Source organism: Micromonospora sp. AMSO31t (assembly GCF_008868175.1).
GTDB lineage: Bacteria > Actinomycetota > Actinomycetes > Mycobacteriales > Micromonosporaceae > Micromonospora.
Genome location: NZ_WBKT01000146.1, coordinates 1 through 14869, shown reverse-complemented (window position 1 = coordinate 14869; position 14869 = coordinate 1). Strand labels below are relative to the sequence as shown.

Here is a 14869-nt window from a genome sequence, read left to right as displayed (position 1 = left end):
AGGGTTACCGGGGCGAGGGTGTCGAGGAGGTTCGTTCGGGAGGTGGCCGCCGTCGGCGCGCCCTCCTCGTGGGCGTACGCCAGGGTGGGGTCGATCAACTGGAGGGTGTGGACCAGGAGGTCGCCGGTCACCAGGAGGCGGTCGGCGCCGTCGTCGACCAGCACGGACTGGTGGCCGGGGGTGTGTCCGGGCGTCGCGAGCACGCGTACCCCCGGGGTCAGGCCGGTGTCGCCGTCGACCACCCGGAGCTGGCCCGCGGCGCGCAACGGCCCCAGGAGCCGGGCCGGCAGCTCGGGATGGAACAGCTCCAGCGCGGCCAGCTCGGCGCGCTGCACCAGGTGGTCCGCGTTCGGGAAGAGCGGGCCCGCCCAGCCGATGTGGTCGGTGTGCAGGTGGGTGAGCACCACGGTGCGGACGTCGGCCGGGTCGATGCCGGCGGCGGCCAGCTCGGCCGGCAGCCGGCCGGGCACGGGCGCCCAGCTCGCGGCGAGCGCGTCGGCCGGGCCGATCCCCGCGTCGACCAGGGTGACCGGCCCGTCCCCGGCACGCAGCGCGAACGCCCGGAACGGCAGCCACCAGCGACCGTCCGGAGTGACCGTGTCCGGGTCCCGCCGGTCGGCCTCGCGCCACTGCTCGGCGGTCGCGTCCGGGAACGCCTCGGCGCGCGGTTGGAAGAAGGGACCCGCGCCGTCGAGCAGGGCGGTGACCGTGATAGACCCGACCGTGTGAGTCAGCGGCATCCGGGAAGGATGTCACCGCGGCCCGTCCCGGGCGACCCCGTTTTGCCGCGGGGTGAGGCCGGCTGGGGAGCCCCGGTCACTTTCCAGTACGCTCGTACTGCTTGAGCACGTGTCCCCCGAGAGGAGCGCCGGCCGATGGCGAAGATCAAGGTAAACAACCCGGTCGTGGAAATCGACGGCGACGAGATGACCCGGATCATCTGGAAGCAGATCCGGGAGCAGCTGATCCTGCCCTACCTCGACGTCGACCTGCACTACTACGACCTGTCGATCCAGCACCGCGACGAGACCGACGACCAGGTCACCGTCGACGCCGCCAACGCCATCAAGGAGCACGGCGTCGGCGTCAAGTGCGCCACCATCACCCCGGACGAGGCCCGGGTGGAGGAGTTCGGCCTCAAGAAGATGTGGCGGTCGCCGAACGGCACCATCCGCAACATCCTCGGCGGCGTGGTCTTCCGCGAGCCGATCATCATGTCGAACGTCCCGCGGCTCGTCCCCGGCTGGACCAAGCCGATCATCATCGGCCGGCACGCGCACGGCGACCAGTACAAGGCCACCGACTTCGTCGTCCCCGGCCCCGGCAAGGTGACCGTCACCTACACCCCGGCCGACGGCGGCGCGCCGATGGAGATGGAGGTCGCCAACTTCTCCGGCGGCGGCATCGCCATGGGCATGTACAACTTCGACGAGTCGATCCGGGACTTCGCCCGCGCCTCGTTCCGGTACGGCCTGGACCGCGGCTACCCGGTCTACCTGTCCACCAAGAACACCATCCTCAAGGCGTACGACGGCCGGTTCAAGGACATCTTCGCCGAGGTGTTCGAGAACGAGTTCAAGGCCGAGTTCGACGCCGCCGGCATCACCTACGAGCACCGGCTGATCGACGACATGGTCGCCGCCGCGCTGAAGTGGGAGGGCGGCTACGTCTGGGCCTGCAAGAACTACGACGGTGACGTCCAGTCCGACACCGTCGCCCAGGGCTTCGGCTCGCTGGGTCTGATGACCTCCGTCCTGCTCTCCCCGGACGGCCGCACCGTCGAGGCCGAGGCCGCGCACGGCACGGTCACCCGGCACTACCGGCAGTGGCAGAAGGGTGAGAAGACCTCGACCAACCCGATCGCCTCGATCTACGCCTGGACCCGGGGCCTGGCCCACCGGGGCAAGCTGGACGGCACCCCGGCGGTCACCGAGTTCGCCAACACCCTGGAGCAGGTCATCGTGGAGACCGTCGAGGGCGGCCAGATGACCAAGGACCTCGCGCTGCTCATCTCGCGGGACGCCCCGTGGCTGACCACCGACGAGTTCATGAACGCGCTTGACGAGAACCTGGCCCGCAAGCTGTCGGCCTGACCGTCACCGTTCGCACCGGAGCCCGCCGGACCTGTCCGGCGGGCTCCGTCGTGTCCGCGGCACGGCGTCACCCGGGGCGGGCGCGCCTCGTTGAGCAGGGTGGACGGAATGCCAGTCCCGTCCAGGAAGGTTGACCGCGGTCGCCTCGCGGCTTGAGCGCCGATCAGCCAGCCTTCCCGGCTGTCGCGCACAGCCAGCCGTCCCTTCCCTTGCGGGGGGCCCTGTCCCGGGCCCCCCGCGCCCTGTTGTGGGGCGGGAGGGTCAGGCGGCCCGGAGCAGCTCCGCGGCCCGCTCGGGGGCGATGTCGTTGATGAACACGCCCATTCCCGACTCGGAGCCGGCCAGGTACTTCAGCTTGTCCTTGGCGCGCCGGATGCTGAACAGCTGCAGGTGCAGGTGCCCCAGCTCCCGGTCGACGCGCACCGGGGCCTGGTGCCAGGCGGCGATGTAGGGCATCGGCAGGTCGAACAGCCCGTCGAAGCGGCGCAGGACGTCCAGGTAGAGCGGCCCGAAGGCGTCCCGCTCGGCGTCGTCCAGGGCCGGGATGTCGGGCACCGGGCGGTGCGGCGCCACGTGCACCTCGAACGGCCAGCGGGCCGCGGCCGGCACGTACGCCGTCCAGTGTTCGTTGCTCGCCACGACCCGGTCGCCGGTCGCGCGTTCGGCGGCGAGCACGTCGGCGTAGAGGTTGCCCCCGGTGCGGTCGAAGTGCCGGCGGGCGGCGGCCAGCATGGTCCGGGTCCGCGGCGTGACGAACGGGTACGCGTAGATCTGGCCGTGCGGGTGGTGCAGGGTCACGCCGATCTCCACGCCCCGGTTCTCGAACGGGAAGATCTGTTCCACGCCGGGCAGCTCGCTCAGCGCGGTGGTGCGGTCGGCGATGGCGTCGAGCACGGTCCGCACCCGGCCGGGGGAGAGGCTGGCGAACGAGGCGTTGTGGTCGTCGGTGAAGCAGACCACCTCGCACTTGCCGAGCCCCGGGCGGACCGGGGTGAACGGGGTGATCTCGGCCGGCTCCTCGGCGACCCGCTGGCTCAGCGACGGGAACCGGTTCTCGAAGACGACCACGTCGTAGTCGGGGGCGGGGATCTCGCTGAGCCGGTCACCCCGGGAGGGGCAGAGCGGGCACTGGTCGGCCGGGGGGAGGAAGGTCCGGGTCTGCCGGTGCACGGCGACCGCCACCCACTCGTCGGTCAACGGGTCGTACCGGAGCTGGGACGCGTGCGGGGGCGGCGGCAGCTCCCGCCGGTCCGGCTGGTCGCGGACCGCGTCGTCCCGCTCGTCGAAGTAGATCAACTCGCGGCCGTCGGCCAGCTCGATCTGCGTACGCTTCACTCCGCACCCTCCGTGCCCGGCACGATCACCAGTTCGCCAACCCTGTCCTCGAGTACCCGTCGCGCGTCGGGCTCCAACCGGTCGTCGGTGACCAGCACGTCCGCCGCGTCCAGACCGACGATCGAGGAGATGCCGACCGTGCCCCACTTGGTGTGGTCGGCGAGCACCACCAGCCGGTCGGCGGCCGCCACCAGGGCCCGGTCCGTGTCCGCCTCCATGAGGTTGGGGGTGGTGAACCCGGCCCGCTCGCTGATCCCGTGCACGCCGAGGAAGAGCAGGTCCAGGTGGAGCGCGCCGATCGCGGCCACGGCCAGCGGGCCGACCAGCGCGTCCGAGGGGGTGCGCACCCCGCCGGTGAGCACCACGGTCTGGTCCGGCCGGCCCCCGACGTGCAGGATCTCGGCCACCGGCAGGGAGTTCGTCACCACGGTCAGGCCCGGCACGTCGGTCAGGCGGCGGGCCAGCTCGGCGGTGGTGGTGCCGGCCGAGAGCGCGATGGCGGCGCCGGGGCGGACCAGCCCCGCGGCCTGGCCGGCGATGGCCGCCTTCTCGACGGACTGGCGGACCGACTTCGCGCGGAAGCCGGGTTCGTCGGTCGAGCCGGGGCCGGCCAGCGTCGCCCCGCCGTGCACCTTGGCGAGCAGGCCCTGGTCGTGCAGCGTCTCCAGGTCGCGCCGGATGGTCATGTCCGAGACGCCGAACTCGGTGGCCAGCTCGGTGACCCGGACGCCTCCGGCGGCGCGGACCCGTTCCAGGATGACCGCCTGCCGCTGTCGCGCCAGCACCCCGCCGTCACCTCCCGACTCCGACCCGTCTCCACGCGGTCGAACGTGTTCCAACAAAGACGAACACTACCGCGCAACGGAGAGCAACGGAAGCAAACGCGGAACCGCCGCCGTCCCGGGGCGGAACGGCGGCGGTCGGTCGTGCCGGGGGTCAGGCCGGCTGGAGGCGGGGCTCCACCCAACCGGTCTCGGTCAGGTGCTCCATGACCCGCTGGACCGCCTCCTCGACGGTCATGTCGGTGGTGTCCACCACCAGGTCGGCGTCGGTCGGCTCCTCGTACGGGTCGTCGATCCCGGTCATCCCGGTGATCAGGCCGGCCCGGGCCCGCGCGTACAGGCCCTTGCGGTCGCGCTGCTCGCAGACCTCCAGCGGGGTGGCCACGTGCACCAGCAGGAAGCCGGCCCCGGCGGCGTGCGCCATCTCCCGGGCGGTGGCCCGGGCCGCCGCGTAGGGGGCGATCGGGCAGCAGATGCCCACCCCCCGGTGCCGGGCGATCTCGGCGGCCACCCAGCCGATCCGGCGCACGTTGAGATCCCGGTCGGCCTTGCTGAAACCCAGCCCGGCCGAGAGCTCTCGGCGCACCACGTCCCCGTCGAGCAGCGTGATGGTCCGGTCGCCGCCCTCGCGCAGATGGTCGGCCAGCCCACGGGCGATCGTCGACTTGCCGGAGCCGGACAGGCCGGTCAGGAAGATCACCAGACCGCGGTGGCGGCGCGGCGGGCGGGCCCGGGCCAGCTCCTTGGCCACCGCCGGCGGGGTGTGCCACTCCGGCAGCGGGAAGCCCCGGTCCAGCAGGTCGTCGATCTCCTCCTGGCTGAGCGCCAGCTTGCGGTTGCGCGGCGGGATGTCCTCCCGCCACCGCCACTGACCGTCGCGGCTGTCGTAGGCCAGCTCGCGGGGGACCAGCACCCGCAGGCCCGCCCCGGAGAGCATGCCCTCGGTGGAGAGCAGGTGGGTCACCCCGTAGGCGGCGGCGACCCGGGCGCGCAGCAGCGCGTCGCTGATCTCGTCGCGACGCCGGGCCAGCGGCACCGCCACGAGGGTCGCCGGGGGCATCCGGTCCCGGGCGGCGAACACGCTGCGCACCAGCGCCTCGGCCGGCACCCCGCCGGTCGCCTCCTCACCCACCGGGATCAGCACCAGCAGGTGCGCGCCGAGCGTCCGCGCGGCGTGCGCGATCTGCGCGAGCTGCGGCCGGTGCAGCGGACGGTCGGCGAAGACGCCGAGCACCCGCCCCGGGGGCAGCAGCCCCCGCACCTCGTCCGGGCTGCGCCGCAGCCGCTGGAACGGCCCGTGGCCACCGTCACCCAGCCGGCGCACCACGCCGCCCACCCCGGCCGCGCCCTCGCGGACCGGCCAGACGTCGGTGACGTCCATCGCGGCCACCGGCGCCCCCTCGCCGTCGGTGAGCACCAGCGCCCGGCGCAGCGGGTCGTCCAGCACCAGCCCCTCGGCGAGCGCGGCCGGCACCTGCAGCGTCACCGGCACCGGCCACGGCGTGCCGTCGGCGAGCCGGCCACGCCGGCCCAGCGAGGCCAGGTCGGCCCGGGTCATGAAGCCGGTCAGCGGGGCGTACGCCCCGGTCAGCAGCAACTCCAGATCGGCCAGCTCACCGGGCCTTGGCGCGTACGCCGGCGCATCCCGGAGAACGTCCTCGGGCAGCACCCACCCGTTGCTCATGAAACCCCCAACTCACCGGCCGGCACACAGTTTCTCAGCCCACCGGCGATCGGTCGAGAGCGCCACTCCACCTCCCGGTAACCGGCCGGCAAACCGGCCGTCCCGGGGCGGTCTCAGCCGGCGGCGGTGAGCGGGGCCGCGCCGAATGAGACGGCGAACCGCTCGCACCAGATCGAGACGCTGGTCAGCCCGCTGAAGTCGGTCCCGGCCGGTATCTCGTACGCCTGGTCGCCGCGGTTGCCCTTGAGCGGGCCGAGCGCCACATGCCGGCCGTCGTCGAACACGTGCCACCCGGACGGCCCGGTCCGAACGGGCTGGTCGGTCAGCCAGACCTGAAGATCCGGACCGTTCGAGGTGTCCAGCCCGACCAGTTCCAGCCGGTGCCGGCCGTCGGCGGTGCGGACGACCCGGGCGCCGCCGCGGGTCTCGTGCTCGTGGCTGACGAAGTCACCCCGGCTGACCAGCACCGGCCCGGTGGACGCGGGGGCGGCGGCCGGCGTGGCGGTGCCGGGCGGGGGCGCCGGCTCGGCGGAGACCGCCGTGAGCTTCTCGTGCACCTCGGTGTCGGTGACCAGCTTCCACGGCTGGAACCAGTACAGGCCGGTGGCCGCGCCGGCGGCGAGGACGGCGACGGCGACCCAGGTCAGCGGAGCGCGGAGCAGGCGGATCGACATGGGTCGAGTCTGCCGCCGCGGCGGCCCACGGTCACCGGCCCGGCCGCTTACGGAAGCCTTACCGACCCGTCCGGGCGGAATCAGGGGCAACCCCGAGCGTTTCCCGATACCGGGAGGGGCTCTGGCTACCTACGCTGGCCGCGTGACACTGCTCGCGACCGAGTCGCTGACCAAGACGTACGGAGGCCGGGTCACCGCGTTGGCCGACCTCACCGTGTCGGTCGAGCCGGGGATCATCGGGCTGGTGGGCGCGAACGGCGCCGGCAAGTCGACCCTGATCAAGATCCTGCTGGGCCTGCTCGCCCCGACCAGCGGCCGGGTCTCCGTGCTCGGCCTCGACCCCACCACCGATCCCGCGGCCGTCCGCGCCCGCGTGGGCTACATGCCCGAGCACGACGCCCTCCCGCCCGACCTCTCCGCCGCCGAGCTGGTCACCCACCTCGGCCGGATCAGCGGGCTGCCCCGCACGGTGGCCCGGGAGCGGGCCTCCGAGGCGCTGCGCCACGTCGGCCTGCACGAGGAGCGGCACCGGGCCGTCGGTGGCTACTCCACCGGCATGAAGCAGCGGGTGAAGCTCGCCCAGGCCCTGGTGCACGACCCGGACCTGCTGCTGCTCGACGAGCCGACCAACGGCCTCGACCCGGCCGGCCGGGACGCCATGCTCGCCCTGATCCACCGGATCGGCACCGAGTTCGGCATCTCGGTGGTGGTCTGCTCCCACCTGCTCGGTGAGGTGGAGCGGATCTGCGACACCCTGGTCGCCATCGACGGCGGCCGGCTGCTGCGCGCCGACCGGATCTCCGCGATGACCACCGCCACCGACGTGCTCGCCGTCGAGGTGAGCGAGGGTACGGACGAACTGGCCGCCCGGCTCGCCGCGCTCGACCTGCCGGTGTCCCGGGAGGGGCGGCTGCTGCTGGTCCCGCTCGCCGACGACGCCACCTATGACCTGATCATCGGCGCGGTCGCCGAGCTGGACCTGCCGTTGCACCGGCTCGACCAGCGGCGGCACCGGGTGGCCGAACTCTTCGCCACGAGGGAGCCCAGCCATGTCTGAGCCGACCGGCGTCATCCACGACATCGGCTATCAGCGCTACACCGGCCCGCGGCTCGGCCGCCGGCACGTCTTCGGCGCGCTCTACCTGCACGGCCTGCGGACCGCGTTCGGGCTGGGCCGCTCCGCCAAGGCGAAGATCTTTCCCTGGCTGGTGGTCGGCATCGTGCTGATCGTCGCCGCCGGGCTGACCGCGGTACGCACCCAGACCGGCCAGGTCGTCATGACGTACGCCCAGTTCGCCGACGCGATGAGCTGGCTGGTCATCTTCTTCGTCGCGGTGGTCGGGCCGGAGCTGGTCTCCCGCGACCTGCACAGCGGCGTGCTGCCGCTCTACTTCTCCCGCCCGCTGCCCCGCGGCGACTACGCCCTGGCCAAGCTCGGCGCGCTGGGCACCGCGCTCTGGCTGCTGCTCGGCGCGCCGCAGCTGGTGATGTTCCTGGGCGCCGCGTTCACCACCGACGACGGGATGCACGGCGTCTGGAACGAGCTGCTCGACCTGCTGCCCGGCCTGCTCTACGCGGCCCTGTGGGCGGTGGTCTTCGCCTCGGTCGGACTGCTCATCGCCTCGCTCACCGGCAAGCGGGCGTTCGGGGCCGGCGGCATCGTGGCCGTGTTCCTGATGACCGCCCCGATCGTCGGCATCCTGTCGATCATGCCGTCCCGCACGGTCAACGAGCTGGCGATGCTCGGCTCGCCCACCGCCCTGGTCCATGCTGTCGGCCAGTACACCCTCGGCGACCTGCTCATCCCCGGCGGGCAGACCGAAGATCAGATCGGTGCCTTCGGGCCGGTCTACGTGGCCGTCGCCGTGCTGCTGGTGGCCGGCTGTGTCGCCCTGCTGTTGCTGCGATACCGGAAGGTGGCCGCCCGATGACCACGATCAGCGCGGAGCCGGCGGCCCCGGCCACCCCCGCCTCCACCCTCGACCTGGCCGGCGTCTCCCGCTGGTACGGCAACGTGGTGGCGGTCAACGACGTCACCATGCGGCTCGGCCCCGGGGTGACCGGCCTGCTCGGCCCGAACGGCGCCGGCAAGACCACCCTGCTGCACATGATGGCCGGCTTCCTCTCCCCGTCCCGGGGCGAGGTCACGCTCGACGGCATGCCGACCTGGCGCAACCCGGAGGTCTACCGGCGGCTCGGCCTGGTCAGCGAGCGGGAGGCCGTCCACTCCTTCCTCAGCGCGTACGAGTTCGTGCTGGCCAGCGCCAAGCTGCACCGGCTGTCCGACCCGGAGGCGGCGGCCCGCCGGGCCATCGCGCTGGTCGAGATGGAGGACGCGCAGGACCGGAAGATCGGCACCTACTCGAAGGGCATGCGGCAGCGCACCCGGGTGGCCGGCGCCCTGGTGCACGACCCGCAGGTGCTGCTGCTCGACGAGCCGTTCAACGGGATGGACCCGCGGCAGCGGCTGCACATGATGGCCCTGCTGCACCGGCTCGGCGACGCCGGCCGGACCATCCTGTTCAGCTCGCACATCCTGGAGGAGGTCGAGCAGGTCTCCGGCACCGTGCAGGTGATGGTCGCCGGCCGGCTGGCCGCCTCCGGCGACTACCGGACCATCCGCCGGCTGATGACCAACCGGCCGCACGTCTTCCGGGTCCGCTCCACCGACGACCGGGCTCTCGCTGTCGCGTTGATGGCCGAGGAGTCGGTGACCGGGGTGGAACTGGGCCGGGACGGGCTCACCGTGCAGGCCGGCGACTACGGCGCCTTCACCCGGGCGCTGCCGAAGATCGCGCTGGCCCGGAGCCTCCGGGTCCGGTCGCTGACGCCCGAGGACGAATCGCTGGAGAGCGTCTTCTCCTACCTGGTGGGGAGCTGAACGATGTCGACCGTTTCCTGGATCACCGCGCGCGGCCTGTTCGGCCGGCGCCGGTTCCTGCTGCTCCTCCCGCTGCCCGCGCTGCTGCTGGTGTTGGCGATCCTCTCCCGCTCGCTCGGCGTCGACCCGGGCGAGTGGGGGCCGGCCGTGCTGGTCGGGCTCGGCCTGGCCGTCGTGCTACCGGTCGTCGCGCTGATCGTCGGCACCGGCGTGCTCGGCGCGGAGATCGACGACGGCACGGTGGTGCACATCCTCACCAAGCCGCTGCCGCGCTGGCAGATCGTCCTGCCGAAGCTGGCCGTGGCCGCCGGCGTCACGGCGGTCACCGTCGCCGTGCCGCTCTACGTCGCGGGCGTGCTCGCCCATTCGGTACGCCTCGGCCTGGCGCTCGCCGTCGCCGCGTCGATCGGGTCGCTGGCCTACTGCGCGTTCTTCGTCGCGCTCAGCCTGGTCACCCGGCGGCCGGTGCTGCTCGGCCTCGTCTACGTGCTGATCTGGGAGGGGCTGCTCGGCAACTTCGTCAGCGGCACGAAGGTGCTCTCCATCCAGCAGTACGTGATCACGCTCGCCGACCGGATCGCGCCGACCGGACTGCTCACCAGCGACGTGTCGGTGCCGGTCGCCTCGGTGATGAGCGCGCTGATCGCGGTCGGCTTCACCGCCCTCGCGATCGACCGCCTCCGCTCGTTCAGCGTGGCCGGCGAGACCAGCTGACCCGCCGCGCGCACAGGGCCCTGCCCGGCGCCGCCGACACCAGGCGCGCCGGGCAGGGCCCGCTCGTATCCGCGAGCGCCCACGTCGCGAGTGGACCGCGCGCCACCGGAGCCGTCGATATCCGGCGCCGCGGCGACCTCACGGTCTGGTAGCTTCCGGCGGGCCCAGGCACGAGACCAACGGGGAGAAACGAATGCGCACAACTCGGCTCGCACTGCTGATTCCGGCCGCCGTGGCGGTGCTCGTCATGACCGGCTGCGACGACGGCGCCAAGCCGGCGGCGTCGGGTAGCACCGCCGCGACGACCACGACGCCGGCCGCCGCGCCGAGCGCCACCGCGCCGGCCACGCCCGCCATGGACGCCGCCACGAAGGCCGCTTGCGCCGCCGCCGACAAGGACATCAAGGCCGCGCTGAAGAAGGTCGCCTCGGCGGAGAAGATCGGGCCGCCGGCCGGGCACTCCGCGGTCAGCGCCCAGTACTCCGCCGGCGCCGCGTCGCTCTACGTGAACGCCTTCACCAGCAGCGACACGGTCAACGACGCCGTGAAGGGGGTCGCGACCGCGATGTCGGAGCTGGCCGACACCTGGGCGACCGCTCCGAAGAAGGCGCCGAGCAAGGCTCCGCTGACGACGGCCGTGAAGCAGCTCGAAACCGCCTGCTCGGCCACCTGAGCCGGCCGCCCACCGGGAACGGAGTGACCGAGCAGCCACTCCGTTCCCGGCGGACCGGGCTAGTGCGGCGGCTCAGAAGGCGCAGGCGATGACCAGTTCGGGGGTGCGGTCGGGAAGCAGGTCGAGCTTGGCGATCCGGCCCGCCGCCCGCACGTCGTCGGCCACCAGCGTCAGCCGGTCCAGCAGGGCCGCCGGCCCGAGCGCCTCGGCCAGCGGCACCTCCGCCTTCATCGACAGCTTCCGCTCCGACTTCGCCCGGCGCACCTGACCCAGCGCGTCCGCCGCCAGCCGCAGCAGCTCCGGGTCGCCCGGCCCCTGCACGGCCCGGCCCACCTCGTAGGTGGTCGGCCACGGCGCCCGGTGCACCGACCCGTAGCGCCACCACGACCAGACCTCCTCGGTGACGAAGGGCAGCACCGGGGCGAACAGCCGCAGCTGCACCGAGAGCGCGGTGGCCAGCGCCGCCCGGGCCGAGTCGGCGCCCGGCCCGGTGCCGTAGGCGCGCTCCTTCACCAACTCGATGTAGTCGTCGCAGAACCGCCAGAAGAACGCCTCCGTGGCGATCAGCGCCGCCGTGTGGTCGTACCCGTCGAAGGCGGTGGTCGCGGTGGCGACCACGCCGGACAGCTCGGCGAGCATGGCGGTGTCCAACGGGGCCGTGGCCGGGGCCCGCAGCGCGTCCGCGGCGCCCAGCCCGAGGGCGAACTTCGACGCGTTGAGCAACTTCGTGGCGAGCCGACGACCCACCTTGATCTGCGCCGGGTCGAAGGCCAGGTCCATGCCGGGTTTGCCGTTGGCCGCCCAGTAGCGGACCGCGTCCGAGCCGTGCTGCTCCAGCAGCCCCATCGGGGTGACCACGTTGCCCTTGGACTTGGACATCTTCTTCCGGTCGGGATCCAGGATCCAGCCGGAGAGCACGGCGTCCCGCCAGGGCAGCACGCCCTGCTCCTGGTGCGCCCGCACCACCGAGGCGAAGAGCCAGGTCCGGATGATCTCCTGGCCCTGCGGGCGCAGGTCCATCGGGAAGACTCGCCGGAACAGGTCCTCGTCGGTCTCCCAGCCGCCGACGATCTGCGGGGTCAGCGACGAGGTGGCCCAGGTGTCCAGCACGTCCGGGTCGCCGACGAAGCCGCCCGGCACCCCCCGCTGCGCCTCCTCGTAACCCGGCGGCGGCTCGCTGGACGGGTCAACCGGGAGCATCGACTCATCCGGTGTGAGACGCTGGGACCAGTCCGGCTCGCCAACGTCGTCGAGCCGGTACCACACCGGCACCGGCACGCCGAAGAAGCGCTGCCGACTGACCAGCCAGTCACCGGTCAGGCCACCCACCCAGTGCTCGTAGCGGTGCCGCATGTGCTCCGGCACCCAGCGCAGCTCCCGCCCCCGGGCCAGCAGTTCCTCGCGCAGGTCGAGATCCCGGCCGCCGTTGCGCAGATACCACTGTCGGGTGGAGACGATCTCCAGCGGCCGGTCGCCGCGCTCGTAGAACTTCACCGGGTGGGTGATCGGGCGCGGCTCGCCCACCAGGTCACCCGCGTCGGCCAGCAGCTCGACGATCGTGCGCCGGGCGCCGTTCACCGTCTGCCCCGCCACCGCCGCGTAGGGCTCGGCCGGCACGCCGGCCGGCGGCTCCGGCAGCAGCCGCCCGTCCCGGCCGATCACCACCCGCGTGTCCAGCCGCAGCTCCCGCCACCAGGTCACGTCGGCCAGGTCGCCGAAGGTGCAGACCATCGCGATGCCCGTGCCCTTGGCCGGGTCCGCCAGCGGATGCGCGCGCACCGGCACCTCGACCCCGAACAACGGGGTACGCACCGACGTGCCCACCAGACCCGCGTAGCGCTCGTCGTCGGGGTGGCAGACCAGCGCCACGCAGGCCGGCAGCAGCTCCGGCCGGGTCGTGTCGATCAACACCTCGCGCCCGCCGGGGGCCTGGAAGCGCAGCCGGTGGTAGGCGCCCGGCCGTTCCCGGTCCTCCAACTCGGCCTGAGCCACCGCGGTGGCGAAGCCGACGTCCCAGAGCGTCGGCGCCTCGGCCTGGTAGGCCTCGCCCCGGGCCAGGTTGCGCAGGAACGCCCGCTGGCTGGTCGCCCGGGCCGCCCGCCCGATCGTCGTGTAGGTCAGCGACCAGTCCACCGACAGGCCGAGCCGCCGCCACAGCGCCTCGAAGACCTTCTCGTCCTCCGCGGTGAGCACCTCGCACAGCTCGATGAAGTTGCGCCGGGAGGTCGCCACCGGGTCCTTCCGGGCCGCCTCGCTCACCGGCGTGGTCGGCGGCCGCCAGCCCGGGTCGTAGGGCAGCGCCGGGTCGGGACGCACCCCGTAGACGTTCTGCACCCGCCGCTCGGTGGGCAGGCCGTTGTCGTCCCAGCCCATCGGGTAGAAGACCGTGCGGCCGCGCATCCGCTGGAACCGCGCCACCGTGTCGGTGTGCGTGTAGGAGAAGACGTGCCCCATGTGCAGCTCGCCCGATACGGTCGGCGGCGGGGTGTCGATCGCGTAAACGTCCGACCGCTCCTTCGTGCGGTCGAACGCGTACGTCCCGTCCTCCTGCCAGCGGCGCGCCCAGGTCTCCTCGATGCCGTCCAGGGTCGGACGCTCGGGGACGTCGGCGCGGGCCGTCCTCGCCGTATCGGTCATCAGCCGATCGTAGGCAGCCGGCGCGCGCCGCTCCACGACTTTCGGCCTCGTGGCGGTATCCGGCCCCCGCTCCGCGGGGACAGCGAGCCGGCGCGGCGTGTGACAGCATCGGCCCGTCCACGGACGCGGGGGAGGCATCGCCATGGACGACATCGCGCGCACACCGCCGGTGACCCGTCCACAGTGGCCGGCACGGTCGCGGCCATCGCCGTCGGCGCCTTCTTCGGGGAACGCGGGCTCGCCGTGGCCCGGCAGACCGGCTTCGCCGACCTGACCCAGGGCTTCCCGTTCGGGCCGGTGGAGTTCACCGTCACGCTTGTCGCACTGGCCGGCGGCGCGCTCCTCGCCGTCGTGCTGGCCGGCGTCGCCGCGTTCGGCCGGCTGCCCGGCTGGCCGGTCGCCGCGGCCGGCCTGGCGCTCGACTACCTGGCCGGCGAGCTGGCCTTCGACCACGGCGTCGGCCTGGTGCCCCGCCAGTCGCCCACCACCGGGCAGGTGCTGACCCTGCTGGTCGGCGCCCTCGGCACCGGGCTGGTGCTGGGTGGGGCCCTGCTGGCGCTGTCCCGGCCCGCCCGGTCGCTGCGCTGGCCCCTCGCCGCCGGGCTGGCCGCCGGCCTGGTGCTGCACTCCGCCGTCGAGGACCTGCTCCGCCAGGCGACGGGGGTGGGCTACCCGGACAGCGGCCGCGGGTGGCCGGCTTAGGTCGGGCTGACCATGCTGGTCGTGGTCGTCGCCGCGGTGCTCGCCCACCGCGACCGGCCCGGCCCGGGCGCGCCCTCCGGTCGGCCGTGGATCGGCCCGCTGCTGGCGACCGCCGTCGCGGCGCTGGTCACCCTCGGCGGGCTGGTGATCCGCTGGTGGGTGGTCGACGTGTTCCGGATCAGCCAGGACGGCCTGGTCGGGCCGCGCCGGGAGCAGTTCGTCGAATCCTTCGCCTACTTCTCGCCGGTCGCCGTCGCCACCGTGGCCGCGCTGGTGCTGCTCGGCTACGCGTACCGGGCCGGTCGCGCGGTGGCCGCCCGCTGGGTGGTGCTCGGCTTCGCCGCGGGGCCGCTCCTGCTCGTCGGGCTGCGGCTCACCTTCGCCGGCGACCCCGCGCAGGCCTCCCTGGTCGTGCTGGTCGGCCTGGCGGCGGTCACCGCGGGCGCGGCGCTGGCCCGCTTCACGCCGAACCTGCTGCCCTGGGACGCGGCCGGCCTGCTGCTGGCCGCGCTGGCGATGCCGCTCGCCGCACCGGTCGTCCGCGCCGAGCTGCCGGCCACCGGGCAGGTGCCGTCGCTGCTCTCGGCGATCGGGCTCGGCCTGGCCGTCGGCTTCGGCCTGGCGCTCGCCGCCACCGCCGCCGGCGCGACCACCCCCGGCGCGACCGTCTCCGGCGCCACGGTCCCGGGCGGTG

General features: G+C 73.5%; 14 protein-coding genes. 8 read left to right on the top strand and 6 right to left on the bottom strand.

Annotated elements, in window-relative coordinates; genetic code table 11:
- Positions 1-740 (bottom strand): MBL fold metallo-hydrolase (locus F8274_RS24595; protein WP_151464738.1); only part of this gene is annotated, 740 nt, incomplete at its 3' end.
- Between the two features lie 135 nt (positions 741-875).
- On the opposite strand from F8274_RS24595, the gene F8274_RS24590 reads away from it, so the two are divergent.
- Positions 876-2093 (top strand): NADP-dependent isocitrate dehydrogenase, encoded by a 1218-nt coding sequence (locus F8274_RS24590; protein WP_151464737.1) that lies wholly within the window; start codon positions 876-878, stop codon positions 2091-2093.
- A gap of 261 nt (positions 2094-2354) precedes the next feature.
- Here F8274_RS24590 and galT read toward each other — a convergent pair whose 3' ends face one another.
- The 4 genes from galT to F8274_RS24570 all read right to left on the bottom strand — a co-directional run bounded on the left by galT (position 2355) and on the right by F8274_RS24570 (position 6568).
- Positions 2355-3428, bottom strand: a complete 1074-nt coding sequence (gene galT, locus F8274_RS24585; RefSeq protein WP_151464736.1) for a galactose-1-phosphate uridylyltransferase — start codon at positions 3426-3428, stop codon at positions 2355-2357.
- Complete coding sequence (locus F8274_RS24580; protein WP_151464735.1) at positions 3425-4213, bottom strand: DeoR/GlpR family DNA-binding transcription regulator; 789 nt, start codon at positions 4211-4213, stop codon at positions 3425-3427. Before F8274_RS24580 ends, galT begins: the two co-directional genes overlap by 4 nt.
- A gap of 151 nt (positions 4214-4364) precedes the next feature.
- Positions 4365-5894, bottom strand: coding sequence for an adenylyl-sulfate kinase (cysC, locus tag F8274_RS24575; protein WP_151464734.1), 1530 nt, complete (start codon positions 5892-5894; stop codon positions 4365-4367).
- A gap of 113 nt (positions 5895-6007) precedes the next feature.
- Complete coding sequence (locus F8274_RS24570) at positions 6008-6568, bottom strand: DM13 domain-containing protein (protein WP_151464733.1); 561 nt, start codon at positions 6566-6568, stop codon at positions 6008-6010.
- 142 nt (positions 6569-6710) lie between these two features.
- Here F8274_RS24570 and F8274_RS24565 point away from each other — a divergent pair, with 142 nt between their 5' ends.
- The 5 genes from F8274_RS24565 (at position 6711) to F8274_RS24545 (ending at position 10836) form a co-directional block, all read left to right on the top strand.
- Positions 6711-7625 carry an ABC transporter ATP-binding protein gene (locus tag F8274_RS24565; protein ID WP_151464732.1) on the top strand — a complete coding sequence of 305 codons (915 nt, stop codon included), beginning with the start codon at positions 6711-6713 and terminating at the stop codon, positions 7623-7625.
- Positions 7618-8499 carry an ABC transporter permease gene (locus F8274_RS24560; RefSeq protein ID WP_151464731.1) on the top strand — a complete coding sequence of 294 codons (882 nt, stop codon included), beginning with the start codon at positions 7618-7620 and terminating at the stop codon, positions 8497-8499. The genes F8274_RS24565 and F8274_RS24560 overlap by 8 nt, the downstream gene beginning before the upstream one ends.
- Complete coding sequence (locus tag F8274_RS24555) at positions 8496-9449, top strand: ABC transporter ATP-binding protein (protein ID WP_151464730.1); 954 nt, start codon at positions 8496-8498, stop codon at positions 9447-9449. The genes F8274_RS24560 and F8274_RS24555 overlap by 4 nt, the downstream gene beginning before the upstream one ends.
- A gap of 3 nt (positions 9450-9452) precedes the next feature.
- Complete coding sequence (locus F8274_RS24550; protein ID WP_151464729.1) at positions 9453-10163, top strand: ABC transporter permease subunit; 711 nt, start codon at positions 9453-9455, stop codon at positions 10161-10163.
- A 193-nt stretch (positions 10164-10356) separates the two neighbouring features.
- Positions 10357-10836 carry a hypothetical protein gene (locus tag F8274_RS24545; RefSeq protein WP_225853953.1) on the top strand — a complete coding sequence of 160 codons (480 nt, stop codon included), beginning with the start codon at positions 10357-10359 and terminating at the stop codon, positions 10834-10836.
- 72 nt (positions 10837-10908) lie between these two features.
- Here the strand turns inward: F8274_RS24545 and valS are convergent, their stop codons facing one another.
- A complete protein-coding gene (gene valS / locus F8274_RS24540) occupies positions 10909-13473 on the bottom strand; it encodes a valine--tRNA ligase (protein WP_151464728.1) in 2565 nt (854 codons plus the stop codon).
- 183 nt (positions 13474-13656) lie between these two features.
- Between valS and F8274_RS24535 the strand changes: the two genes are divergently transcribed.
- Both F8274_RS24535 and F8274_RS24530 read left to right on the top strand, forming a co-directional pair.
- A complete protein-coding gene (locus tag F8274_RS24535) occupies positions 13657-14175 on the top strand; it encodes a hypothetical protein (RefSeq protein WP_151464727.1) in 519 nt (172 codons plus the stop codon).
- A 12-nt stretch (positions 14176-14187) separates the two neighbouring features.
- Positions 14188-14869, top strand: a 682-nt coding sequence (locus F8274_RS24530) for a hypothetical protein (RefSeq protein WP_151464726.1), incomplete at its 3' end; no start/stop codon positions are given.

Coding starts and splice junctions, on each gene's coding strand:
- F8274_RS24590 (WP_151464737.1), top strand. CDS start 876: ATGGCGAAGATCAAGGTAAACAACCCGGTCGTGGAAATCGACGGCGAC.
- cysC (WP_151464734.1), bottom strand. CDS start 5,894: ATGAGCAACGGGTGGGTGCTGCCCGAGGACGTTCTCCGGGATGCGCCG.
- F8274_RS24570 (WP_151464733.1), bottom strand. CDS start 6,568: ATGTCGATCCGCCTGCTCCGCGCTCCGCTGACCTGGGTCGCCGTCGCC.
- F8274_RS24560 (WP_151464731.1), top strand. CDS start 7,618: ATGTCTGAGCCGACCGGCGTCATCCACGACATCGGCTATCAGCGCTAC.
- F8274_RS24555 (WP_151464730.1), top strand. CDS start 8,496: ATGACCACGATCAGCGCGGAGCCGGCGGCCCCGGCCACCCCCGCCTCC.
- F8274_RS24550 (WP_151464729.1), top strand. CDS start 9,453: ATGTCGACCGTTTCCTGGATCACCGCGCGCGGCCTGTTCGGCCGGCGC.
- F8274_RS24545 (WP_225853953.1), top strand. CDS start 10,357: ATGCGCACAACTCGGCTCGCACTGCTGATTCCGGCCGCCGTGGCGGTG.
- valS (WP_151464728.1), bottom strand. CDS start 13,473: ATGACCGATACGGCGAGGACGGCCCGCGCCGACGTCCCCGAGCGTCCG.